The organism is Streptomyces sp. NPDC089424, assembly GCF_044749345.1.
Classification (GTDB): Bacteria; Actinomycetota; Actinomycetes; order Streptomycetales; family Streptomycetaceae; genus Streptomyces.
Genome location: NZ_JBIVHU010000003.1, coordinates 585,801 through 606,202 on the forward strand (window position 1 = coordinate 585,801; position 20,402 = coordinate 606,202).

Here is a 20,402-nt window from a genome sequence, read left to right on the forward strand (position 1 = left end):
CATCTGGGAACGCCGCGTAGCCGAGAGCGACCCAGGCCGTGAACAACGGCAAGTGAAAGCCGGGTGACCACCGGCGAGAAGGGCATGGCACTTGTGACGGCACCGATCGAGACCACCGGATCGCAGGCCGAGGCCCAGCCGGAGGCTGTGCTGCAGGGTATCGACGCCAAACGGATCGAGGGCCGCTCTCTCGGACAGATCGCCTGGTCCCGCTTCAAGCGCGACAAGGTGGCGGTCGCGGGTGGCATCGTTGTCGTACTGCTCATCCTCGTCGCCGCCCTCTCCCGCCCCCTCCAGTCGCTGCTGGGGCTCGACCCCAACGCCTTCAACCAGGATCTGATCGACCCCAACACCACCCTCCCCAAGGGCTCCTTCGGTGGCATGAGCTGGGACCACCCGCTCGGCGTGGAGCCGAAGTTCGGGCGCGACATCCTCGCCCGCATCCTGGAGGGCTCCTGGGTCTCCCTGGTCGTCGCGTTCGGCGCGACGCTGCTGTCCGTGGCCATCGGCACCGTCATGGGCCTGGTCGCCGGCTACTACGGCGGCCGCGTGGACTCGGTCGTCAGCCGGCTGATGGACACGTTCCTCGCCTTCCCGCTGCTGCTCTTCGCAATCGCCATCTCGGCGACGCTTCAGGGCGGCGCGTTCGGCCTGGAGGGCCTGCCCCTGCACATCCTTGTGCTGATCTTTGTCATCGGTTTCTTCAACTGGCCGTACATGGGCCGTATCGTCCGAGGTCAGGCGCTTGCGCTGCGCGAGCGTGAGTTCGTCGACGCCTCCAGGGGACTGGGCGCCTCCGGGCCGTACATCCTCTTCAAGGAACTGCTGCCGAACCTCGTCGCGCCGATCATCGTCTACTCGACGCTGCTCATCCCGACCAACATCCTCTTCGAGGCGTCGCTCAGCTTCCTGGGCGTCGGCATCCAGCCGCCGCAGGCCTCCTGGGGCGGCATGCTCAACCAGGCCGTCGACTTCTTCGAGGTCGATCCGCAGTACATGATCGTCCCCGGCCTCGCGATCTTCATCACCGTTCTGGCCTTCAACCTCCTCGGTGACGGCCTCCGGGACGCGCTCGACCCCCGCAGCCGCTGACGTCTGCGATCGCTGTCGCGTCCAGCTCAAGTGTCCAACTACGAAGGGGAATACGACCATCATGCGAAGGTCAGCAATGGCCGTGGTCGCGGCCGTCAGCAGTGCCGGGTTGCTCCTGGCCGGCTGCAGCAAGGCCGAAGACAACGGTAACGACGGCGGGAAGTCCGCCGGGGCCAACGCCGCCACCAAGGAGGTCGTGAACGCCTCTACGGAGAAGGGCGGCACGGTCACCTACGCGATGTCCGACGTGCCGGACTCGTTCGACCCCGGCAACACGTACTACGCGTACATGTACAACTTCAGCCGTCTCTACGCGCGTCCTCTGCTGACCTTCAAGCCGGCCCCCGGCGAGAAGGGCAACGAGATCGTGCCCGACCTGGCCGAGTCCAAGGGCCAGTCCTCGGACGGCGGCAAGACCTGGACGTACAAGATCCGCCAGGGCGTGAAGTTCGAGGACGGCACCGAGGTCACCTCGGCCGACGTCAAGTACGCGGTGGAGCGCTCCAACTTCGCCCGTGACGTGCTCTCCCTGGGCCCGAACTACTTCGCCCAGTTCCTGGACGGCGCCGACAAGTACAAGGGCCCGTACAAGGACAAGAGCACGAAGGGCATCTCGTCCATCGAGACGCCGGACAAGTACACGGTCACCTTCAAGCTCAGCCAGCCGTTCGCCGACTTCGACTACCTGGTCACCGCGCCGCAGACCGCGCCGGTGCCGCGGGCGAAGGACACCGGCGTCGACTACACCAAGAAGATCGTCTCCTCCGGCTCCTACAAGTTCGAGAGCTACCAGGAGGGCAAGTCGGTCACCCTGGTGCGCAACCCCGAGTGGGACGCGAAGACCGACCCGCTGCGCAAGCAGTACCCGGACAAGATCGTGGTCAACCTGAAGGTCAACCAGGCCACGATCGACAAGGACCTGATGGCCGGCACCACGACCGTCGACCTCGCGGGCCGTGGCGTGGACACGCAGACCCAGGCCCAGCTGCTCAACAGCGAGGACCAGAAGGCCAACACGGACAACACCTACGGTGGCCGGCTGGTCTACGCGGCGATCAACACCAAGGTCAAGCCGTTCGACAACGTCGAGTGCCGCAAGGCCGTGCAGTACGCCATCGACAAGGTGGCCGTGCAGACCGCGCAGGGTGGCCCGGTCCGTGGTGACGTCGCCACCACGGTGCTGCCGCCGGACGTCATCGGCTACCAGAAGTTCGACGCCTACCCCACCAGCGGGAACAAGGGCGACGCGGCCAAGGCCAAGGAGCACCTGACGGCCTGCAAGCAGCCGAACGGCTTCAAGACCTACATCTCCGCGCGCAGCGACCGCCAGCAGGAGGTCGACGCGGCCACGGCGATCATCGACTCGCTGAAGAAGGTCGGCATCACCGCCGAGATGAAGCAGTACCCGTCCGGTAAGTACTTCACCGACTACGCGGGTGTGCCCGGCTTCACCGAGAAGCAGGGCATCGGCATCATCATGATGCAGTGGGGCGCCGACTGGCCGACCGGCTACGGCTTCCTGAACCAGATCCTGAACGGCAAGGCGATCAGCCAGTCCGGCAACACCAACCTCTCGCAGTTCGACAACGCGGAGGTCAACAAGCTGCTGGACGAGGCCATCCAGAACCAGGACGAGTCCGCGCGCAACACCGCCTACGCCGAGGTCGACAAGAAGACCATGGACGAGGCCGTCATCGTGCCGCTGACCTACTTCAAGGTCCTGCTCTACCGGTCGCCCAACGCCACCAACGTGGCCTCCTCGGCTGCCTGGAGCGGTCAGTACGACGCGCTCAACCTCGGTACGACCAAGAAGTAGCGGCAAAGCAGCAGCCCCGGAAGGCAGGTGAAGGCATTGGTGCCCGCGGGCCACGCGGCCCGCGGGCACCAGCGCCGATCCCCGTGATCTCGTACTTCATCCGCAGGACCCTTGCGGCAGTGATCCTGCTGCTGGTGGTCACCGCGGTCACCTTCGGCATCTTCTTCCTGTTGCCGAGAATGGCCGGACAGACGCCCGATCAGCTGGCCGCGCAGTACATCGGTAAGAACCCTTCGCCGGAGACCATCGCGGCGGTCAAGGCGAACCTCGGGCTGGACAAGCCGGTCTACGAGCAGTACTGGGACTTCATCAAGGGGCTCGTCTCCGGGGCCACGTACAACCTCGGCCCGACCACGGCCACGTGCGAGGTGCCCTGCTTCGGCTACTCCTTCAAGAACCACACCGAGGTCTGGCCGCAGCTGGTCGACCGGCTCCCGGTCACCATCTCGCTCGCCTCGGGCGCCGCGGTGCTGTGGCTGCTGTCCGGTGTCGCCACCGGTGTGATCTCCGCGCTCAAGCCGGGCTCGTTCTTCGACCGCACCGCCATGGGCGTCGCGCTCGCCGGCGTCTCGCTGCCGATGTTCTTCACCGGCCAGCTGGCGCTGCTCGTCTTCAGCTACCAGCTCGACATCTTCGGGCGGACCTATGTGCCACTGACGGAGAATCCGTCCCAGTGGGCCAACACCCTGTTCCTGCCATGGTGTTCGCTTGCGCTGCTCTACTCCGCCATCTATGCCCGGCTCACCCGCTCCGGCATGCTCGAAACCATGAGCGAGGACTTCATCCGCACCGCCCGGGCCAAGGGCCTCAGGGAGCGGAAGGTCGTCCTCAAGCACGGTCTGCGGGCGGCCCTGACGCCGATCGTCACCGTGTTCGGCATGGACATCGGCCTGCTGCTGGGTGGTGCCGTGATCACCGAGTCGGTGTTCTCGCTGCCGGGCATCGGGCAGTACGCCGTCCAGGCGATCACCGACAACGACCTGCCGCCGATCCTGGGCGTCACCCTGCTGGCCGCCTTCTTCGTCGTGCTCTGCAACCTGGTGGTGGACGTCCTGTACGCCACCGTCGACCCGCGGGTGAGGCTCTCGTGACCGACCTGACCAAGACAGGGGCCGCCGTCGGCGAGCCCGTCCGTAGCGCCGAGGCCTCCCGGGCCTTCCTGGAGGTGCGCGACCTCAAGGTGCACTTCCCGACCGACGACGGTCTGGTCAAGTCCGTCGACGGGCTCTCCTTCCAGCTGGAGAAGGGCCGCACGCTCGGCATCGTGGGCGAGTCGGGCTCCGGCAAGTCCGTGACCTCGCTGGCCATCATGGGCCTGCACCGCCTCGGCAGCCGCGGCAAGAACGTCCAGATGTCCGGTGAGATCTGGCTGGACGGCCAGGAGCTCGTCTCGGCGAGCCCCGACGAGGTGCGCCGCCTGCGCGGCCGGCAGATGGCGATGATCTTCCAGGACCCGCTGTCCGCGATGCACCCGTACTACACGGTCGGCAGCCAGATCGTGGAGGCGTACCGCGTCCACCACGACGTCGACAAGAAGACCGCCCGCAGGCGGGCCGTCGAACTGCTCGACCGCGTCGGCATCCCGGAGCCCGGCAAGCGGGTGGACTCCTACCCGCACGAGTTCTCCGGCGGTATGCGCCAGCGCGCGATGATCGCGATGGCGCTGGTCAACAACCCCGAACTGCTCATCGCGGACGAGCCGACCACCGCGCTCGACGTGACCGTGCAGGCGCAGATCCTCGACCTCATCCGGGATCTGCAGAAGGAGTTCGGCTCCGCGGTCGTCATCATCACGCACGACCTCGGCGTGGTCGCCGAGATCGCCGACGACATCCTCGTGATGTACGGCGGTCGCTGTGTGGAGCGCGGCCCGGTCGACAAGATCTTCTACGAGCCGCAGCACCCCTACACCTGGGGCCTGCTCGGCTCGATGCCGCGCATCGACCGTGCGCAGACCGACCGGCTCATCCCGGTCAAGGGACAGCCGCCCAGCCTCATCAACGTCCCGTCCGGCTGCGCCTTCAACCCGCGCTGCCCCTACGCGGACGTCCCCAAGGGCGGCATCACCCGCACCGAGCGGCCCGATCTGCGGGAGGTCGACGCCCGGCACTTCACCGCGTGCCACCTGTCGCAGGAGGACCGTACGCGGATCTGGACCGAAGAGATTGCGCCGAAGCTGTGAGCGAGACCGAAACCCGGACAGGGACGATGGCCGAGACCACCGACGTCGAGAAACCGCTTCTCAAGGTCGAGGGCCTGGTCAAGCACTTCCCGATCAAGAAGGGCCTGCTCCAGCGGCAGGCCGGCGCGGTCAAGGCCGTCGACGGCATCGACTTCGAGGTACGCCGCGGTGAGACCCTCGGTGTCGTCGGCGAGTCCGGCTGCGGCAAGTCGACCATGGGCCGGCTGATCACCCGGCTGCTGGAGCCGTCCGGCGGCAAGGTCGAGTTCGACGGCACGGACATCACGCACCTGAGCACGGGCGGCATGCGGCCGTTCCGCCGCGACGTGCAGATGATCTTCCAGGACCCGTACGGCTCGCTGAACCCCCGGCACACCATCGGCACCATCATCTCGGCGCCGTTCCGGCTGCAGGGCGTGGAGCCCGAGGGCGGGGTGAAGAAGGAGGTCCAGCGGCTGATGGGGCTGGTGGGCCTGAGCCCCGAGCACTACAACCGCTACCCGCACGAGTTCTCCGGCGGTCAGCGCCAGCGCATCGGCATCGCCCGCGCGCTCGCCCTGAACCCCAAGCTGGTCGTGGCCGACGAGCCGGTCTCCGCCCTGGACGTCTCCATCCAGGCGCAGGTGGTGAACCTCCTGGACGATCTCCAGGAGGAGCTGGGCCTGACGTACGTGATCATCGCGCACGACCTGTCCGTCGTCCGGCACGTCTCGGACCGGATCGCGGTGATGTACCTCGGCAAGATCGTCGAGCTGGCCGACGGCGCCAAGCTGTACCAGTCGCCGATGCACCCGTACACCAAGGCCCTGCTGTCGGCCGTGCCGGTCCCGGACCCCCGGCGCCGCGACGCCAAGAGCGAGCGGATCCTGCTCCGGGGCGACGTGCCCTCGCCGATCTCCCCGCCGAGCGGCTGCCGCTTCCACACCCGGTGCTGGAAGGCGACGCAGATCTGCAAGACCACCGAACCGCCGCTGCTCCAGCTGCGTCCCGGTCAGCAGGTGGCCTGCCACCACCCGGAGGACTTCGAGGACCAGGCACCCCAGGACACGGTGCTGCTGACCGCCGCGAAGGAGGCGGCGGAGCTGGTACCGGTGTCCGAGCGCCCGTCCCAGGCGAAGACGCCCGAGACGCCCCCGGTGGAGACCCCGGCCAAGGTGACCGAGGCCAAGGTGCCCGAGGCCAAGGTGCCCGAGGCGCCGGCTAAGACGGCCGAGGTCGAGGTGCCGGAGGCGGAGGCCCCGGTGAAGACGGCCCAGGTCGAGGTGCCGGAGGCGGAGGCGCCGGTGAAGACGGCCGAGGTCGAGGTGCCTGAGGCGGAGACCCCGGCCGAGGTGACCGAGGCCGAGGTGCCTGAGGCGGAGGCGCCGGTGAAGACGGCCGAGGGCGAGGCGCCCAAGGCGGATGCGCCGGTCAAGGCGGCTGACGCCGAGGCGAAGTCGGGCGACGCGAAGGCGTCCGAGGCCTGAGGTTCGGCGAGGACACATAAGGTTCATGGAGCCCCTGCCTTGTTTTGTAAGGCAGGGGCTGCTGGTCGGGTAAGAATGTCAGGGTGCTCCAGCAACTGTTCACCCCGTCCGTCCAGCACACCCTCGACCTGGTCGGCATCTTCGTCTTCGCGATCTCCGGCGCCCTGCTGGCCGTCCGCAAGAACTTCGACGTCTTCGGCATCGCCGTCCTCGCCGAGGCCACCGCGCTGGGCGGCGGACTCTTCCGAGACCTGGTCATCGGCGCCGTACCGCCCGCCGCCTTCACGGACCTGGGGTACTTCCTGACGCCGCTGCTCGCCGCGCTCCTGGTCTTCTTCCTGCATCCGCACGTGGAGCGCATCCAGGCCGGCGTCAACGTCTTCGACGCGGCCGGCCTCGGCCTCTTCTGCGTCGCGGGCACCACCAAGGCGTACGAGTACGGACTCGGCCTGCACGCCTCCGCGGCCCTCGGCCTGGCCACCGCGGTCGGCGGCGGCGTCCTGCGGGACGTCCTCGCCAACGAGGTGCCCTCGCTCCTGCGCTGGGACCGCGATCTCTACGCCGTCCCCGCGATCGTGGGCGCCCTGATGGTCGCCCTGTGCATCCGGTACGACGTCCTCAACCCGGTGACCAGCACGCTCGCCGCCGCCACCGCCTTCATGCTGCGGCTGCTGGCGATGCGCTTCCACTGGCGGGCGCCGCGGGCGTGGAACCGCCGCTCGACGGTCCGCGAGGAGGAGCCACCGCGGCCGTCCCCGAGCAAAGCTACCGCTTAGTAGTTTGTTGTTGTACCGTACCGCCATGGCTCAGGCATCCCAGGCGACCATCGGTAACAGCGAGTTCGACCGCGACACGGCCGTCGTGCGGCGCTCCGAGGGCGTCTACGACATCGACCTCTCGGCGGGCTGGACCATCATCAGCGCCGTCAACGGTGGCTATCTGCTGGCCGTCCTGGGCCGGGCGCTCGCCGACGCCCTGCCGCACCCGGACCCGTTCACCATCTCCGCGCACTACCTGACCGCCTCCCAGCCGGGCCCCGCGGTCGTCCGCACCGACGTCGTCCGCTCCGGCCGCACCCTCTCCACCGGCCAGGCCTCGCTCTTCCAGTACGACGACCAGGGCCGCGAGGTCGAGCGGATCCGCGTCCTCGCCTCCTACGGCGACCTCGGAGCCCTCCCCGACGACGTCCGTACCTCCGCGCGCCCCCCGGCGATCCCGCCGATCGAGCAGTGCTTCGGGCCCGAGGACGGACCCGCCCCGGTCGACGGCAGCTCGGCCATCACCGACCGGCTGATGCTCAAGCTCGACCCCGCCACCCTCGGCTGGGCGCTGGGCGCGCCCTCCGGCAAGGGGGAGATGCGGGCCTGGTTCGGCCTCAAGGACGGCCGGGACGCCGACCCCTTCTCGCTGCTGCTGGCCGTGGACGCGCTGCCGCCCACCGCCTTCGAGCTCGGCATCTCCGGCTGGGTGCCCACGGTCGAGCTGACCGTGCACATCCGGTGCCGTCCCGCGCCGGGGCCGCTGCGCGTGTCCGTCACCACGCGCAATCTGGCGGGCGGGTTCCTGGAGGAGGACGCCGAGGTCTGGGACAGCGCGGACCGGCTCGTGGCGCAGTCCCGCCAGCTGGCGCGGGTGCGGCTCGCGTCCTGAGCGCCGGGACTCAGTCCAGCCAGTGCGCGCGGCCCCTGCTGATCAGCCGCAGCCGGCGGTTCGCCGTCCCGGCGACCCGCCGCTCCTGCGGCTCGGAGCCGAGGGCCTCCAGGAAGAGTGAGGCCGTGACCAGCATCTGGTCGACGTAGAGCCCGGCGAGCATCAGCAGATCGTCGTCGCTCCAGCCGCCGGACGCGCGGTCCTTGGCCAGTTCGGCCTTCACCTCCTCGGTGAACAGCGTCAGTTGGCTGCGGATGGCCTCGCGCACCGGCTGCACCCCGCCGTGCTGCTCACGCGCGATGAAGCGCACATGGGCGGGGTGCTCCCGCACATGTCCCCGGATCAACTCCACGGCGCCCGCGATGCGTTCGTCGCTGTCGCCGCTCGTGGCCACGATGGTGCGGATCGTCGGGTGCAGGCTGCCCAGCGCCTCCTCGACCAGGGCCACCCCGAGGTCGGCGGTGGAGCGGAAGTGCCGGTAGAAGGCCGTCGGGGCGACGCCGACCGCGCGGGTGACCTCGCGCAGGCCCAGACTGCTCAGGCTCTGCTCCTCCAGCAGCTCCAACGCGGCGTCCAGGAGCGCCTGCCGGGTCTTCTGCTTCTGTGCCTGCCGGATGCCGAGGGTGTGACTCATACCATGCAGTTAACAACTGTTCTCTGTAATGCGGAAGTCATGGGACGAGCTAGACTGGGAAGTCAGTGAACAAGTGTAACTACAAACGTTCACCGAAGCGGAGGGGGATTCGTCCCATGCTCTTCCTGGTCGCCGCACTGCTGCTGCTCGGCGTGGTCATGGGCACCGTGGCCCACGCGCCCATCGGCTTCACCCTCGTCACGGCCGCCGTGATCGCCGTCTGGCTCGGCGTCTTCACGCTCCGCGAGCGTCACGGCCGCCGCCGGACCCCGACCCACTGACCGCCGGGAGCCCACCATGCACCTGACCGCACCGGCCGAGCGCCGCACCGGCATCCGTGACACCGACGGCATGGCCGTCGCGTCCTTCGTCCTCGGCCTCCTGGGCCTGCTCGTGCTCAACCTCTTCCTCGGCCCCGTCGCCATCGCCCTGGCCGCCGTCGCCCTGTGGCGCGGCACCGAGCGCCGCTTCCGCGCCTGCCTCGGTCTCGGCCTCGGTGTCGCGGACCTCGTGGTCCTGGCCGTGTTCATGCAGGCGGACAACTCCATCTCGTGGAGTTTCTGACGCGGGCACGCGAAACGCCGCGCCGGGGCGGCGGTGTCGCGACCCGCGCCGGGGCGCCACGGGCGCCCCGCCGGCACCGGCCGCAACCCGGACCCACCTCACCCGCGGCACACGGGCGGTCGCGCCGTAGAATCGGCGGCACCATGGCATACCTCGACCACGCCGCGACCACCCCCATGCTCCCGGAGGCGGCAGAGGCACTGACCGCCCACATGCGCAGCACGGGCAACGCCTCCTCCCTCCACGCATCCGGCCGCCGGGCCCGCCGCACCGTCGAGGAAGCCCGCGAGACCCTCGCGGAAGCCCTCGGCGCCCGTCCCAGCGAGGTCGTCTTCACCTCGGGCGGCACCGAGGCCGACAACCTCGCGGTCAAGGGCCTGTACTGGGCCCGCCGGGCCGCGGACCCGGCCCGCACCCGGGTCCTGTCCAGCCCCGTCGAGCACCACGCCGTCCTCGACGCCGTGCACTGGCTCGGCGAGCACGAGGGCGCCACCGTCGAGTACCTCCCGGTCGACTCCCAGGGCCGGGTCGCCCCCGAGGCACTGCGCGAGGCCCTCGCGCGCAATCCCGACGACGTCGCCCTCGTCACCGTGATGTGGGCCAACAACGAGATCGGCACCGTGCTGCCGGTCCATGAACTCGCCGACGTCGCGGCCGAGTTCGGCGTGCCCATGCACTCCGACGCCGTGCAGGCCTTCGGCCAGCTCCCCGTCGACTTCGCCGGCTCGGGCCTCGCCGCGATGACCGTCTCCGCCCACAAGATCGGCGGCCCGTACGGCGTCGGCGCGCTCCTGCTGAGCCGTGAGAGCAGCCCCGTACCGGTCCTGCACGGCGGCGGCCAGGAGCGCCACGTCCGCTCCGGCACCCTCGACGTCCCCGCCATCGCCTCGTTCGCCGTGGCGGGCCGTCATGCCGCCGCGCACCGCGAGGAGTTCGCCCGCGAGATCGGCGCCCTGCGCGACGACCTGATCGACGTGGTCCGCGCGGCCGTGCCGGACGCGATCCTCGGCGGCGACCCGGCGCACCGCCTCCCGGCCAACGCCCACTTCACGTTCCCGGGCTGCGAGGGGGACTCCCTGCTGCTGCTCCTGGACGCCCAGGGCATCGAGTGCTCGACCGGGTCCGCCTGCACCGCCGGCGTCGCCCAGCCCAGCCACGTCCTGCTCGCCACCGGCACCGATCCCGACCTGGCCCGCGGCACCCTGCGCTTCTCCCTCGGCCACACCTCCACCACCGCCGACGTGGAGGCGGTCGCCAAGGCGATCGGGCCGGCGGTGGAGCGGGCGCGGGCGGCCGGGCTGACCTGAACCGGCGTCAGGCCGGCGTCGCGGCCGGACCCGCCCGCCGCACGAGGCGCAGGTACCTCTCCCAGTCCCAGTGCTCGCCGGGATCGGTGTGGTCCGTCCCCGGCACCTCGACATGGCCGATGATGTGCTCGCGGTCGACGGGTATGCCGTAGCGCCTGCATATCCCGGCCGTGAGCCGTGCGGACGCGGCGTACATCGCGTCCGTGAAGTCCTGCGGGCGGTCCACGAAGCCGGCGTGCTCGATGCCGATGCTGCGCTCGTTGTAACCGCGGTTGCCCGCGTGGTACGCCACGTCCAGCTCGCGGATCATCTGCGCGACATGGCCGTCCTCACGGACGATGTAGTGCGACGCGGCGCCGTGCTCCGGGTCCTGGAAGACCTTCACCGCGCTGTCGAAGCTGCCCTGCGTGACATGGACGATCACCATGTCGATCGTGAAGTCGGCCGGGCGGTCCGCCCGCCGCCAGTTCGCCGACGAGGCGGCCACCCAGCGCGCGCCCGCGTAGTCGACGGCCCCCTCCACCCGGGGCTTGTCCACCCCGGGGACCTGCCACCACAGCCGCGACAGCTCGTCACGCGCCAGCACGGCACCCGTGCCCACCACGGCGGCGGCCCCACCGATGATCAGCGCGCGCCGCCCGATCCGCCGGCCCGGGTCGCCCTTCGTCTGCTCCATGTGATCGAGAACGGATACTCGCGGTCCCCGGTTCCCGCGTCCCCGTACCCTGGAGGGGTTATGACTGACACCCCGCAGCCCTCCCGCCCCCTCCGCGTCCTCGCCGCCATGTCCGGCGGTGTCGACTCAGCCGTCGCCGCGGCCCGCGCGGCCGAGGCGGGACACGACGTGACCGGAGTCCATCTCGCGCTCTCCGCGAACCCGCAGTCCTTCCGCACGGGCGCGCGGGGCTGCTGCACGATCGAGGACTCGCGCGACGCCCGCCGCGCGGCGGACGTCATCGGCATCCCGTTCTACGTCTGGGACCTCGCCGACCGCTTCCGCGAGGACGTCGTCGAGGACTTCGTCGCCGAGTACGAGGCCGGCCGCACCCCCAACCCCTGCCTGCGCTGCAACGAGAAGATCAAGTTCGCCGCGCTGCTGGACAAGGCCCTCGCCCTCGGCTTCGACGCGGTCTGCACGGGCCACTACGCGCAGGTCGTCACGGGGCCCGACGGCACCCGTGAGCTGCACCGCGCCTCCGACATGGCGAAGGACCAGTCGTACGTGCTCGGTGTGCTGGACGAGAAGCAGCTCGCGCACGCGATGTTCCCGCTCGGCGACACCCTCACCACGAAGGACGAGATCCGCGCCGAGGCGGAGCGCCGGGGCCTCGCGGTCGCCAAGAAGCCGGACTCCCACGACATCTGCTTCATCGCCGACGGCGACACCCAGGGGTTCCTGGCGGACCGGCTCGGCCGGGCCGAGGGCGACATCGTCGACGAGTCCGGCAGCAAGATCGGCACGCACGAGGGCGCCTACGGCTTCACGATCGGCCAGCGCAAGGGGCTCAGGATCGGCACCCCGGCGCCCGACGGCAAGCCGCGCTACGTCCTGGACATCTCCCCGGTCGACAACACGGTGACGGTGGGCCCCGCGTCCGCGCTCGACGTCGGCGCCCTGACCGCCGTCCGGCCCCGCTGGTGCGGTACGGCTCCCAGCGGCCCCGGCACCTACACCGCGCAGCTGCGCGCCCACGGCGGCGAGACCGAGGTGCGGGCCGAACTGCTCGACGGCGACCTGCGCGTGCGGTTCACCGAGCCGGTCCGGGGCGTGGCCCCGGGCCAGGCCATCGTGCTCTACGACGGCACGCGCGTAGTCGGCTCGGCGACGATCGCCTCGACCACGCGCGTGACCGCCGGGGCGGTCTGAACCTCGCGGCTCAGACCAGCTCCACCTCGTAGAAGCACAGGTGGTCCTTGATCGCGGCCACGTCCGGCTTCGGGTCCGGATAGGCCCAGACGAGATCCGGGGCGTCTGGGAGCGACCAGTAGGACGCGGTGCCCTTGAAGGGGCAGTAGGTGTGCGTCTCGGAGGGCGTCAGCAGATCGAGCCGTACGTCCTGCGGCGGGATGTAGTAGCGCACGGGGGAACCCGTCTCCCGCAGGAGCAGGGGACGATTGCTCTCGGCCAGCACCTGCCCGTCGCGGACGACGCGCACGGGCTGCGTGCCCGGCTCGATGGTGATCGTGTGGCCTCGGGTGGTGTTCTGCGTCATGTAGGGAAAGCACCCGCGGGGCCTGCGTTCTTCCCCCCGTACGGTGGACCCATGAACATCTGTGTCTTCCTCTCCGCCGCCGACCTCGACGACCGCTACACGCGTCCCGCCCGCGAGTTCGCGAAGCTGCTGGGCAAGGGCGGGCACACCCTGGTGTGGGGCGGCTCGGACGTCGGCCTGATGAAGGTCGTCGCCGACGGTGTGCAGGAGGCGGGCGGGCGCCTCGTGGGCGTCTCCGTACGGTTCCTGGCGGCCAAGGCGCGCGAGGGGGTCGACGAGATGGTGGTCGCCGAGGATCTCGCCGAGCGCAAGAAGCTGCTCCTGGAGAAGTCCGACGCCGTGGTGATCATGGTGGGGGGCACCGGCACGCTGGACGAGGCCACCGAGATCCTGGAGCTGAAGAAGCACGGCCACACCGACAAGCCGGTGGTGCTGCTCAACACGGCCGGCTTCTACGACGGCCTCAAGGAGCAGTTCCGCCGCATGGAGGACGAGGGGTTCCTGCCCCGTCCGCTGACCGACCTGGTGTTCTTCGCGGAGGAGCCGGTGGGGGCGCTGGCGTACCTGGAGGAGAGCCAGGGCGTCGCCTGATCTGCCGATGATGCGAGCATGGCGGGCATGGCTACACATGTGATCACCGGGGCCGGTTCCGGCATCGGCGCGGCCCTCGCCCGCCGTCTGCACGCGCGCGGGGACGACCTCGTGCTGCACGCGCGCGACGCGGGCCGCGCGAAGGAACTGGCCGCCGAGTTCCCCGGGGCGAGGACCCTCGTCGGCGACCTCTCCGACCCCGACAGGCTGAGCTGGGCCCTGTCCCACCAGACACCGCCGGACCGGGTCGACTCCCTGGTGCACAGCGCCGGCGTCGTCGACCTCGGCCCGGTCGGCGACCTCACCCCCAAGACCTGGCGCCACCAGCTCAACGTCAACCTCGTCGCCCCTGCCGAGCTCACCCGCCTCCTGCTGCCCCAGCTGCGTGCCGCACAGGGCCACGTGCTGTTCGTGAACTCGGGTGCGGGACTGAGCGCCAACGCCGGCTGGTCCGCGTACGCCGCCTCCAAGCACGGCCTGAAGGCCCTCGCCGACTCCCTGCGCCACGAGGAGCACGGCAACGGCGTCCGTGTCACCTCGGTCTACCCCGGCCGCACGGCGAGCCCGATGCAGGCCAAGGTCCACCAGCAGGAGGGCAAGGAGTACGACCCCGCGCGGTGGATCGACCCGGAGTCCGTCGCCACCGCCATCCTGACGGCCCTGGACCTGCCCAGGGACGCGGAGGTGAACGACCTGACGGTGCGACCCGGTCGGTGAAACGCGCGGCAGTCGTTCCGTAGGCTGCCCGGGTGAGCGAAAACAGCCAGTTCGGCTTCGGTGCCGCCACCGGGATCGGTTCCCTGCCCGGTGGGGACGCCCGTGAGGCCGCCAAGACCGTCACCGGGTCCTTCGAGGACTTCCCGTTCCTGCCCGAGCTGCCCGCCCGGGGGCCCGGCGCGGACATGATCGGGCGGACCGCGGGGATCCTCGTCGAGCTGTACGCGCGCGTGGAGCCCAGCGGCTGGCGGCTCGGGGACCGGCCGGGGCGGGACACCCGGCGGGCGTGGTCGTGGCTCGGCGAGGACCTGGACGCCCTGGAGGAGTTCACGCAGGGGTACGAGGGCCCGCTGAAGGTGCAGGCCGTCGGGCCCTGGACGCTCGCCGCGGCCCTGGAGCTGCGGGGCGGCGAGGCCGTCCTCTCGGACCCCGGCGCCTGCCGTGACCTCGCCGCGTCCCTCGCCGAGGGCCTGCGTCTGCATCTCGCCGAGATCCGTCGCCGCGTCCCCGGGGCCCGACCGGTGCTCCAGCTCGACGAGCCGTCCCTGACCGCCGTACTGCGCGGCCAGGTCCGCAGCGCCAGCGGCTACCGCACCCACCGCGCCGTCGACCGGCAGCTCGTCGAGGCCACGCTGCGCGACGTCTTCGCGGTGCAGGACGGCGGTCCGGTCGTGGTCCACTCCTGCGCCCCCGACGTGCCGTTCGCGCTGCTGCGCCGGGCCGGTGCCGCCGCCGTCTCCTTCGACTTCTCGCTGCTCACCGAGCGTGACGACGACGCGATCGGTGAGGCCGTCGAGGGCGGTACGCGGCTGTTCACCGGTGTCGTGCCGAGCACGGACGGCCCATTGTCGGACCCTGCCGGTAGCGTCATGGGTGTCAGGACGCTCTGGCGCAGGCTGGGGCTGTCTCCGGAGCTTCTCGCGGAGGCGGTCACGGTCACGCCCACGTGCGGACTCGCGGGCGCTTCCCCCGAGTACGCGCGCCAGGCACTCGCCCACTGCGTCCGGGCGGCGAGATCCCTCGCGGACAACCCTGAGTAACGGGAGGACACACGGTGGCCGGCGACAAGCAAGCGGAGTCCACAGCGGTACCCGCCGAGGCACGGGAGCGGCATGCGCGGCTCGCCGAGCAGGTCGAGGAGCACCGCTTCCGGTACTACGTGAAGGACGCTCCGGTCGTCAGTGACGCGGAGTTCGACCAACTCCTGCGCACCCTGGAGGAGCTGGAGGAGCAGTACGCGGAACTGCGCACCCCGGACTCGCCGACCCAGAAGGTCGCCGGGTCCTACGCGACGGAGTTCACGGCCGTCGAGCACCGCGAGCGCATGCTCTCCCTCGACAACACCTTCAACGACGAGGAACTGGCGGCCTGGGCCGACCGCATCGCCCGTGAACTGGGCGAGCAGGAGTACCACTTCCTGTGCGAGCTCAAGGTCGACGGCCTCGCCGTGAACCTCACCTACGAGCACGGCCGCCTCACGCGCGCGGCCACCCGCGGCGACGGCCGCACCGGTGAGGACATCACGCCCAACGTCCGCACCATCGCCGAGATCCCGGACCGCTTGGACGGCGACCGCGTACCGGACCTGGTGGAGATCCGCGGCGAGGTCTACTTCCCGATGGAGAAGTTCGAGGAGCTGAACCGCCGGCTGGTCGAGGCCGGCGACAAGCCCTTCGCCAACCCGCGCAACGCGGCGGCCGGTTCGCTGCGCCAGAAGGACCCCCGCGTCACGGCCACCCGCCCGCTGCACATGGTGGTGCACGGCATCGGCGCCCTGGAGGGCTTCGAGGGCCTCACCCGCCTCTCCCGGGCCTATGACCTGCTGGGGCAGTGGGGCCTGCCCACCTCGCGGCACAACAGGGTGGTCGACGACCTCGCGGGCGTACGGGAGTTCATCGCGTACTACGGCGAGAACCGCCACTCGGTGGAGCACGAGATCGACGGCGTGGTCGTCAAGCTCGACGAGATCCGCCTCCAGGGCCGCCTCGGCTCGACGGCCCGCGCCCCGCGCTGGGCGATCGCGTACAAGTACGCGCCGGAGGAGGTCAACACCAAGCTGGTCAACATCCGCGTCGGTGTCGGCCGCACCGGCCGTGTCACGCCGTACGCGCAGGTCGAGCCGGTGACGGTGGCCGGCTCGGAGGTCGAGTTCGCCACCCTGCACAACCAGGACGTCGTCAAGGCCAAGGGCGTCCTCATCGGCGACACGGTGGTGCTGCGCAAGGCCGGTGACGTCATCCCGGAGATCCTCGGCCCGGTCGTCGACCTGCGCGACGGCACCGAGCGCGAGTTCGTGATGCCCTCCGAGTGCCCCGAGTGCGGTACGGCGCTCCGGCCGATGAAGGAGGGCGACATCGACCTGCGCTGCCCGAACTCCCGTGCCTGCCCCGCGCAGCTGCGCGAACGGATCTTCTACCTGGCGGGCCGCAAGGCGCTGGACATCGAGCACTTCGGCTACGTCGCCGCGGCGGCCCTCACCAGGCCGCTGGAGCCCGCCGAGCCGCCGCTCCAGGACGAAGGCGATCTGTTCGACCTCACGTTCGAGCAGTTGCTGCCCATCAAGGCGTACGTCCTCGACCAGGACAGCGGCCTGCCCAAGCGGGACCCCAAGACCGGTGAGGAGAAGATCGCCACGGTCTTCGCCAACCAGCAGGGCGAGCCGAAGAAGAACGCGCTCGCGATGCTGGAGAACATCGCCGCCGCCAAGGAGCGTCCGCTCGCACGCGTGCTGACCGGACTGTCCATCCGTCATGTCGGCCCGGTCGCGGCCGAGGCGCTGGCCCGCGAGTTCCGCTCCGTCGACCGTATCGAGCAGGCCACCGAGGAGGAGCTGGCCACCACCGACGGGGTCGGTCCGATCATCGCCGCCTCGCTCAAGGAGTGGTTCGCCGAGGACTGGCATCGCGAGATCATCCGGAAGTGGAAGGCCGCCGGGGTCCGGCTGGAGGAGGAGAGCACCGGGGAGGACGAGGGTCCGCGCCCCCTCGAAGGTCTCACGGTCGTCGTCACCGGAACGCTCGAACACTTCACACGGGACGGCGCGAAGGAGGCGCTCCAGAGCCGGGGCGCCAAGGTGACGGGTTCGGTCTCGAAGAAGACGTCGTTCGTCGTGGTGGGTGACAGCCCCGGATCGAAATACGACAAGGCGATGCAGCTCAAGGTGCCCGTGCTGGACGAGGACGGCTTCAACGTCCTGCTGGAGCAGGGGCCTGAGGCGGCGTCGGAGGCGGCACTTCCGACCGGCGAGTAGCGGTTGAGGAACACCCGATCGACGCATACCAGATGCATACGGGCGGCCGGGGTGCATTCGGGCAACCGTCGACGACCGCTGCCCGTGGAAGCCTTCTGCGGCCTACTGTTGAGGTGTGCACCTGCCGTGCCCAGCTGCGGTTGGGGCATTCCCTTGCTCTCGGTGAGCACGGGGAAGGGTCTTCCAACGCGGTGCCGTCGAGGGCTGTCGGGCAGCGGGCCGCGTGGCGTGGGCACCGCCGGCTGTGAGAGGGACGGGAATGGAACGGACCGAGAGCGCCGCCCCGTACTCACGGCTGCGCCGGATGGCCGGCGCCTGGCGAGGGGGACTCCGTTCGGCCTGGCGCACGAGTGCCGCGGCGACGCGGGACCAGGGCGCCGGACAGCGGATCGTGCCGCTCGGGCACGGCGCCGCCGCCCTCTCCGCCGGGCACGCCACCGGACTCCCGGGGGCCGACACCGAACGGCACCTGTCCTGGCCCGCGCTGCCCGCGGCGGTCGTCGCGGCGGCCGGGTTCGCCCTCGGCGCCGGTTTCCTGCGGGCGTTCACCGGCAACCACGCGCTGTTCCCCTCCGGCACGGCCGGCTGGGCGCTGGCCGTGCTGACCGGCATCATCGTCGGCCACCTGGTCGCGCTCGGCCGCGCCCGCTGGTGGGGCGGCACCGGCTCCGGCGCCGCCCTCACCCTCGCCGTCCTGCTGCTGTACGGATGGGTGCCCGCCGGGATGGTCAGCCTCACCGTCGTGGTGCTCGTCGGCATCGCGCGGCGCCACCGCTGGCGGCAGGGCGCGCTGCACGGCGCCGTGGACATCCTCGGCATCGGGGCCGGGGCCCTCCTGCTGGCCGCCTTCGGCCTCGTACCGTCCGTCGAGAACCCCTGGCACCCGGCCACCTGGACCCTCTACACCGCCACCGAGGTGGTCCTGGTCGCCACCGCCTACCTCGCGGTCTCCCGCACCCTGCTGTGGTACCTGCACGCGCCCCGTGTCGGCGGACTGCCCACCATCGCCCGCACCGCGCTGGTCCGGCACGGCCTGGTCGCCGTGGCGCTGCTCGGCATCGCGCCCCTGATCTGCGTGGTCGCCGTCGCCAAGCCGATCCTGCTGCCGCTGTTCGCCATCCCCCTCATCGCCCTGGACTCCACCCTGTGGATGGCCCGGGCCCGTGCGGAGGAGCAACTGCGCGATCCGCTCACCGGGCTGCCCAACCGTCAGTGGCTGCTGGAGCGCATCTGGACCGCGCTCGACGACGCCGAGCGCATCGACGCCCGCGCCGCCCTGATGCTGATAGACCTCGACCGGTTCCGGTCGGTCAACGACACCCTCGGCCATCTCGCCGGTGACCGGCTGCTGCTGCAGACCGCCGACCGGCTGCGCCTGGCGCTGCCGCGCGGCGCGGAGGCCGCCCGGCTCGGCGGGGACGAGTTCGCGGTCCTGCTGCCGGTCGCCGACTCCACGACGTCCGCGACCCGGATCGCCCGCGGCCTGGTCGCGGAGCTCAGCTCCCCCCTCGACCTCGACGGTCTCACCCTCGTGCTGGAGGCCAGCGCGGGCGTCGCCGTCTTCCCCGACCACGCCCTGGACGCCGAGGGCCTGCTGCGTCGCGCGGACGTGGCGATGTACCAGGCGAAGCGGGACCGCACCGGAGTGGAGGTGTACGAGTCCAAGCGGGACTCGAACACCCCCGACCGCCTCGGCCTCCTCGCCGACCTGCGCCGGGCGCTCGACGCCCACGAGGTCGAACTGCACTACCAGCCCAAGGTGCGCTTCGACGGCCAGGTGGCCGGCTTGGAGGCGCTGGTGCGCTGGGTGCACCCGGAGCGCGGGAAGGTGCCGCCGGACGAGTTCATCGCGATCGCCGAGTCGTCCGGGCTGATGCCGCATCTGACGGAGTACGTGCTGGACAGGGCGCTCGCGCAGGTGGCCCGGTGGCGCTCTCAGGGTCTGTTCGTGCCGGTCGCGGTGAACGTCTCCCCGCGCGACGTGCACACCCCCGGCTTCGCGGGATCCGTCGCCGCCCGTCTCGCCCGGCACGGAGTCCCCGCGGGAGCGCTCCAACTGGAGATCACCGAGCATGTGCTCCTGGAGGACCCCCAGCGGGCCGCCGACACGCTCGCGGGGCTGACCGGGCACGGCGTGAAGATGTCCCTGGACGACTTCGGCACCGGCTACTCCTCGCTGGTGCACCTGCGCCGGCTGCCGGTGAGCGAACTGAAGATCGACCGGTCGTTCGTGGCCCGGCTGGCGATCGACACGGAGGACGCGGAGATCGTCCGCTGCACGGTCGATCTCGCGCACTCGCTCGGGCTGCTCGTCGTCGCCGAGGGCGTCGAGGACGACGAGACCTGGGAACGCCTGCGCGACCTGGGCTGTGACGCGGTACAGGGGTGGCTGGTCGCGGCCGCGATGCCGCCGGAGGAGACCACGGCGTGGCTGCGGGCGCGGGGCTCGCGCGGGTGGCAGCGCCCGGCGGCGGCCCTGCCGGCGGCCGCTTCGGACGAGTAGCCGCGCCCGGCCGGGCGGCCGGCCGCCCCTGCCCACGGGAAACCGTTTAACAGGTACGCGCCGCCGCCCCATAGGATTGGGCCCAAACCACTCACACTCACCCCAGAGGATCGCTGCATGCCTGGCATCACGCGCGAGGAGGTCGCCCACCTCGCCCGGCTGGCGCGTCTGGAGCTGAAGCCCGAAGAGCTCGACCACTTCGCCGGCCAGCTGGACGACATCATCGGCGCGGTCGCCCGCGTCAGCGAGGTCGCCGACCAAGACGTACCGCCGACCTCGCACCCGCTCCCGCTGACGAACGTCATGCGCCCGGACGAGGTCCGCCCCTCGCTCACCCCCGAGCAGGCGCTGTCCGGCGCCCCGGCCCAGGAGCAGCAGCGTTTCAAGGTGCCGCAGATCCTGGGGGAGGAGTAACCC

20 protein-coding genes are annotated in these 20,402 nt (G+C 70.8%); 17 read left to right on the forward strand and 3 right to left on the reverse strand.

Annotated features, from left to right (window positions below):
- The first annotated feature begins 93 nt into the window (after positions 1 to 93).
- From ACIP2X_RS17625 to ACIP2X_RS17655, 7 genes are all read left to right on the forward strand, one after another.
- Positions 94 to 1,092, forward strand: a complete 999-nt coding sequence (locus tag ACIP2X_RS17625; RefSeq protein ID WP_401674490.1) for an ABC transporter permease — start codon at positions 94 to 96, stop codon at positions 1,090 to 1,092.
- A gap of 61 nt (positions 1,093 to 1,153) precedes the next feature.
- Entirely contained in the window at positions 1,154 to 2,908 is a 1,755-nt protein-coding gene (locus tag ACIP2X_RS17630) for an ABC transporter substrate-binding protein (protein WP_401673576.1), read from the forward strand.
- An 83-nt stretch (positions 2,909 to 2,991) separates the two neighbouring features.
- Entirely contained in the window at positions 2,992 to 3,999 is a 1,008-nt protein-coding gene (locus ACIP2X_RS17635) for an ABC transporter permease (RefSeq protein WP_401673578.1), read from the forward strand.
- Entirely contained in the window at positions 3,996 to 5,090 is a 1,095-nt protein-coding gene (locus ACIP2X_RS17640; RefSeq protein ID WP_401673581.1) for an ABC transporter ATP-binding protein, read from the forward strand. The genes ACIP2X_RS17635 and ACIP2X_RS17640 overlap by 4 nt, the downstream gene beginning before the upstream one ends.
- A 26-nt stretch (positions 5,091 to 5,116) precedes the next feature.
- Positions 5,117 to 6,556: a dipeptide ABC transporter ATP-binding protein gene (locus tag ACIP2X_RS17645; RefSeq protein ID WP_401673583.1), complete on the forward strand. Its 1,440-nt coding sequence runs from the start codon at positions 5,117 to 5,119 to the stop codon at positions 6,554 to 6,556.
- A gap of 83 nt (positions 6,557 to 6,639) precedes the next feature.
- Positions 6,640 to 7,332: a trimeric intracellular cation channel family protein gene (locus ACIP2X_RS17650; RefSeq protein ID WP_401673586.1), complete on the forward strand. Its 693-nt coding sequence runs from the start codon at positions 6,640 to 6,642 to the stop codon at positions 7,330 to 7,332.
- Between the two features lie 25 nt (positions 7,333 to 7,357).
- On the forward strand, positions 7,358 to 8,206 hold the full coding sequence (locus ACIP2X_RS17655) for a thioesterase family protein (RefSeq protein WP_401673589.1): 849 nt from the start codon (positions 7,358 to 7,360) through the stop codon (positions 8,204 to 8,206).
- Positions 8,207 to 8,216: 10 nt separating this feature from the next.
- Here the strand turns inward: ACIP2X_RS17655 and ACIP2X_RS17660 are convergent, their stop codons facing one another.
- The gene (locus tag ACIP2X_RS17660; protein WP_401673592.1) at positions 8,217 to 8,840 is read right to left on the reverse strand and encodes a TetR family transcriptional regulator; all 624 of its coding nucleotides are present in this window, start codon (positions 8,838 to 8,840) and stop codon (positions 8,217 to 8,219) included.
- 116 nt (positions 8,841 to 8,956) lie between these two features.
- Between ACIP2X_RS17660 and ACIP2X_RS17665 the strand changes: the two genes are divergently transcribed.
- The 3 genes from ACIP2X_RS17665 to ACIP2X_RS17675 all read left to right on the forward strand — a co-directional run bounded on the left by ACIP2X_RS17665 (position 8,957) and on the right by ACIP2X_RS17675 (position 10,711).
- Positions 8,957 to 9,121, forward strand: coding sequence for a hypothetical protein (locus ACIP2X_RS17665; protein WP_401673595.1), 165 nt, complete (start codon positions 8,957 to 8,959; stop codon positions 9,119 to 9,121).
- A 16-nt stretch (positions 9,122 to 9,137) separates the two neighbouring features.
- Positions 9,138 to 9,404 (forward strand): DUF4190 domain-containing protein, encoded by a 267-nt coding sequence (locus ACIP2X_RS17670; protein WP_401673598.1) that lies wholly within the window; start codon positions 9,138 to 9,140, stop codon positions 9,402 to 9,404.
- 143 nt (positions 9,405 to 9,547) lie between these two features.
- Positions 9,548 to 10,711 (forward strand): cysteine desulfurase family protein, encoded by a 1,164-nt coding sequence (locus ACIP2X_RS17675; RefSeq protein WP_401673599.1) that lies wholly within the window; start codon positions 9,548 to 9,550, stop codon positions 10,709 to 10,711.
- A 7-nt stretch (positions 10,712 to 10,718) separates the two neighbouring features.
- On the opposite strand, the gene ACIP2X_RS17680 is transcribed toward ACIP2X_RS17675, so the two are convergent.
- The gene (locus tag ACIP2X_RS17680) at positions 10,719 to 11,387 is read right to left on the reverse strand and encodes an N-acetylmuramoyl-L-alanine amidase (protein WP_401673602.1); all 669 of its coding nucleotides are present in this window, start codon (positions 11,385 to 11,387) and stop codon (positions 10,719 to 10,721) included.
- 60 nt (positions 11,388 to 11,447) lie between these two features.
- On the opposite strand from ACIP2X_RS17680, the gene mnmA reads away from it, so the two are divergent.
- On the forward strand, positions 11,448 to 12,578 hold the full coding sequence (mnmA, locus tag ACIP2X_RS17685; RefSeq protein WP_401673604.1) for a tRNA 2-thiouridine(34) synthase MnmA: 1,131 nt from the start codon (positions 11,448 to 11,450) through the stop codon (positions 12,576 to 12,578).
- A 10-nt stretch (positions 12,579 to 12,588) separates the two neighbouring features.
- On the opposite strand, the gene ACIP2X_RS17690 is transcribed toward mnmA, so the two are convergent.
- Entirely contained in the window at positions 12,589 to 12,924 is a 336-nt protein-coding gene (locus tag ACIP2X_RS17690) for a DUF427 domain-containing protein (protein ID WP_401673607.1), read from the reverse strand.
- Positions 12,925 to 12,975: 51 nt separating this feature from the next.
- Between ACIP2X_RS17690 and ACIP2X_RS17695 the strand changes: the two genes are divergently transcribed.
- From ACIP2X_RS17695 to gatC, 6 genes are all read left to right on the forward strand, one after another.
- Positions 12,976 to 13,515: a TIGR00730 family Rossman fold protein gene (locus ACIP2X_RS17695; protein WP_401673609.1), complete on the forward strand. Its 540-nt coding sequence runs from the start codon at positions 12,976 to 12,978 to the stop codon at positions 13,513 to 13,515.
- An 18-nt stretch (positions 13,516 to 13,533) separates the two neighbouring features.
- The gene (locus ACIP2X_RS17700; protein WP_401673612.1) at positions 13,534 to 14,232 is read left to right on the forward strand and encodes an SDR family oxidoreductase; all 699 of its coding nucleotides are present in this window, start codon (positions 13,534 to 13,536) and stop codon (positions 14,230 to 14,232) included.
- 32 nt (positions 14,233 to 14,264) lie between these two features.
- Positions 14,265 to 15,272, forward strand: a complete 1,008-nt coding sequence (locus ACIP2X_RS17705) for a methionine synthase (RefSeq protein ID WP_401673614.1) — start codon at positions 14,265 to 14,267, stop codon at positions 15,270 to 15,272.
- Between the two features lie 14 nt (positions 15,273 to 15,286).
- On the forward strand, positions 15,287 to 17,482 hold the full coding sequence (gene ligA / locus ACIP2X_RS17710) for an NAD-dependent DNA ligase LigA (RefSeq protein WP_401673617.1): 2,196 nt from the start codon (positions 15,287 to 15,289) through the stop codon (positions 17,480 to 17,482).
- A 259-nt stretch (positions 17,483 to 17,741) separates the two neighbouring features.
- Positions 17,742 to 19,985, forward strand: coding sequence for a putative bifunctional diguanylate cyclase/phosphodiesterase (locus ACIP2X_RS17715; RefSeq protein ID WP_401673619.1), 2,244 nt, complete (start codon positions 17,742 to 17,744; stop codon positions 19,983 to 19,985).
- A 117-nt stretch (positions 19,986 to 20,102) separates the two neighbouring features.
- A complete protein-coding gene (gatC, locus tag ACIP2X_RS17720) occupies positions 20,103 to 20,399 on the forward strand; it encodes an Asp-tRNA(Asn)/Glu-tRNA(Gln) amidotransferase subunit GatC (RefSeq protein WP_004925108.1) in 297 nt (98 codons plus the stop codon).
- Positions 20,400 to 20,402 lie beyond the last annotated feature (3 nt).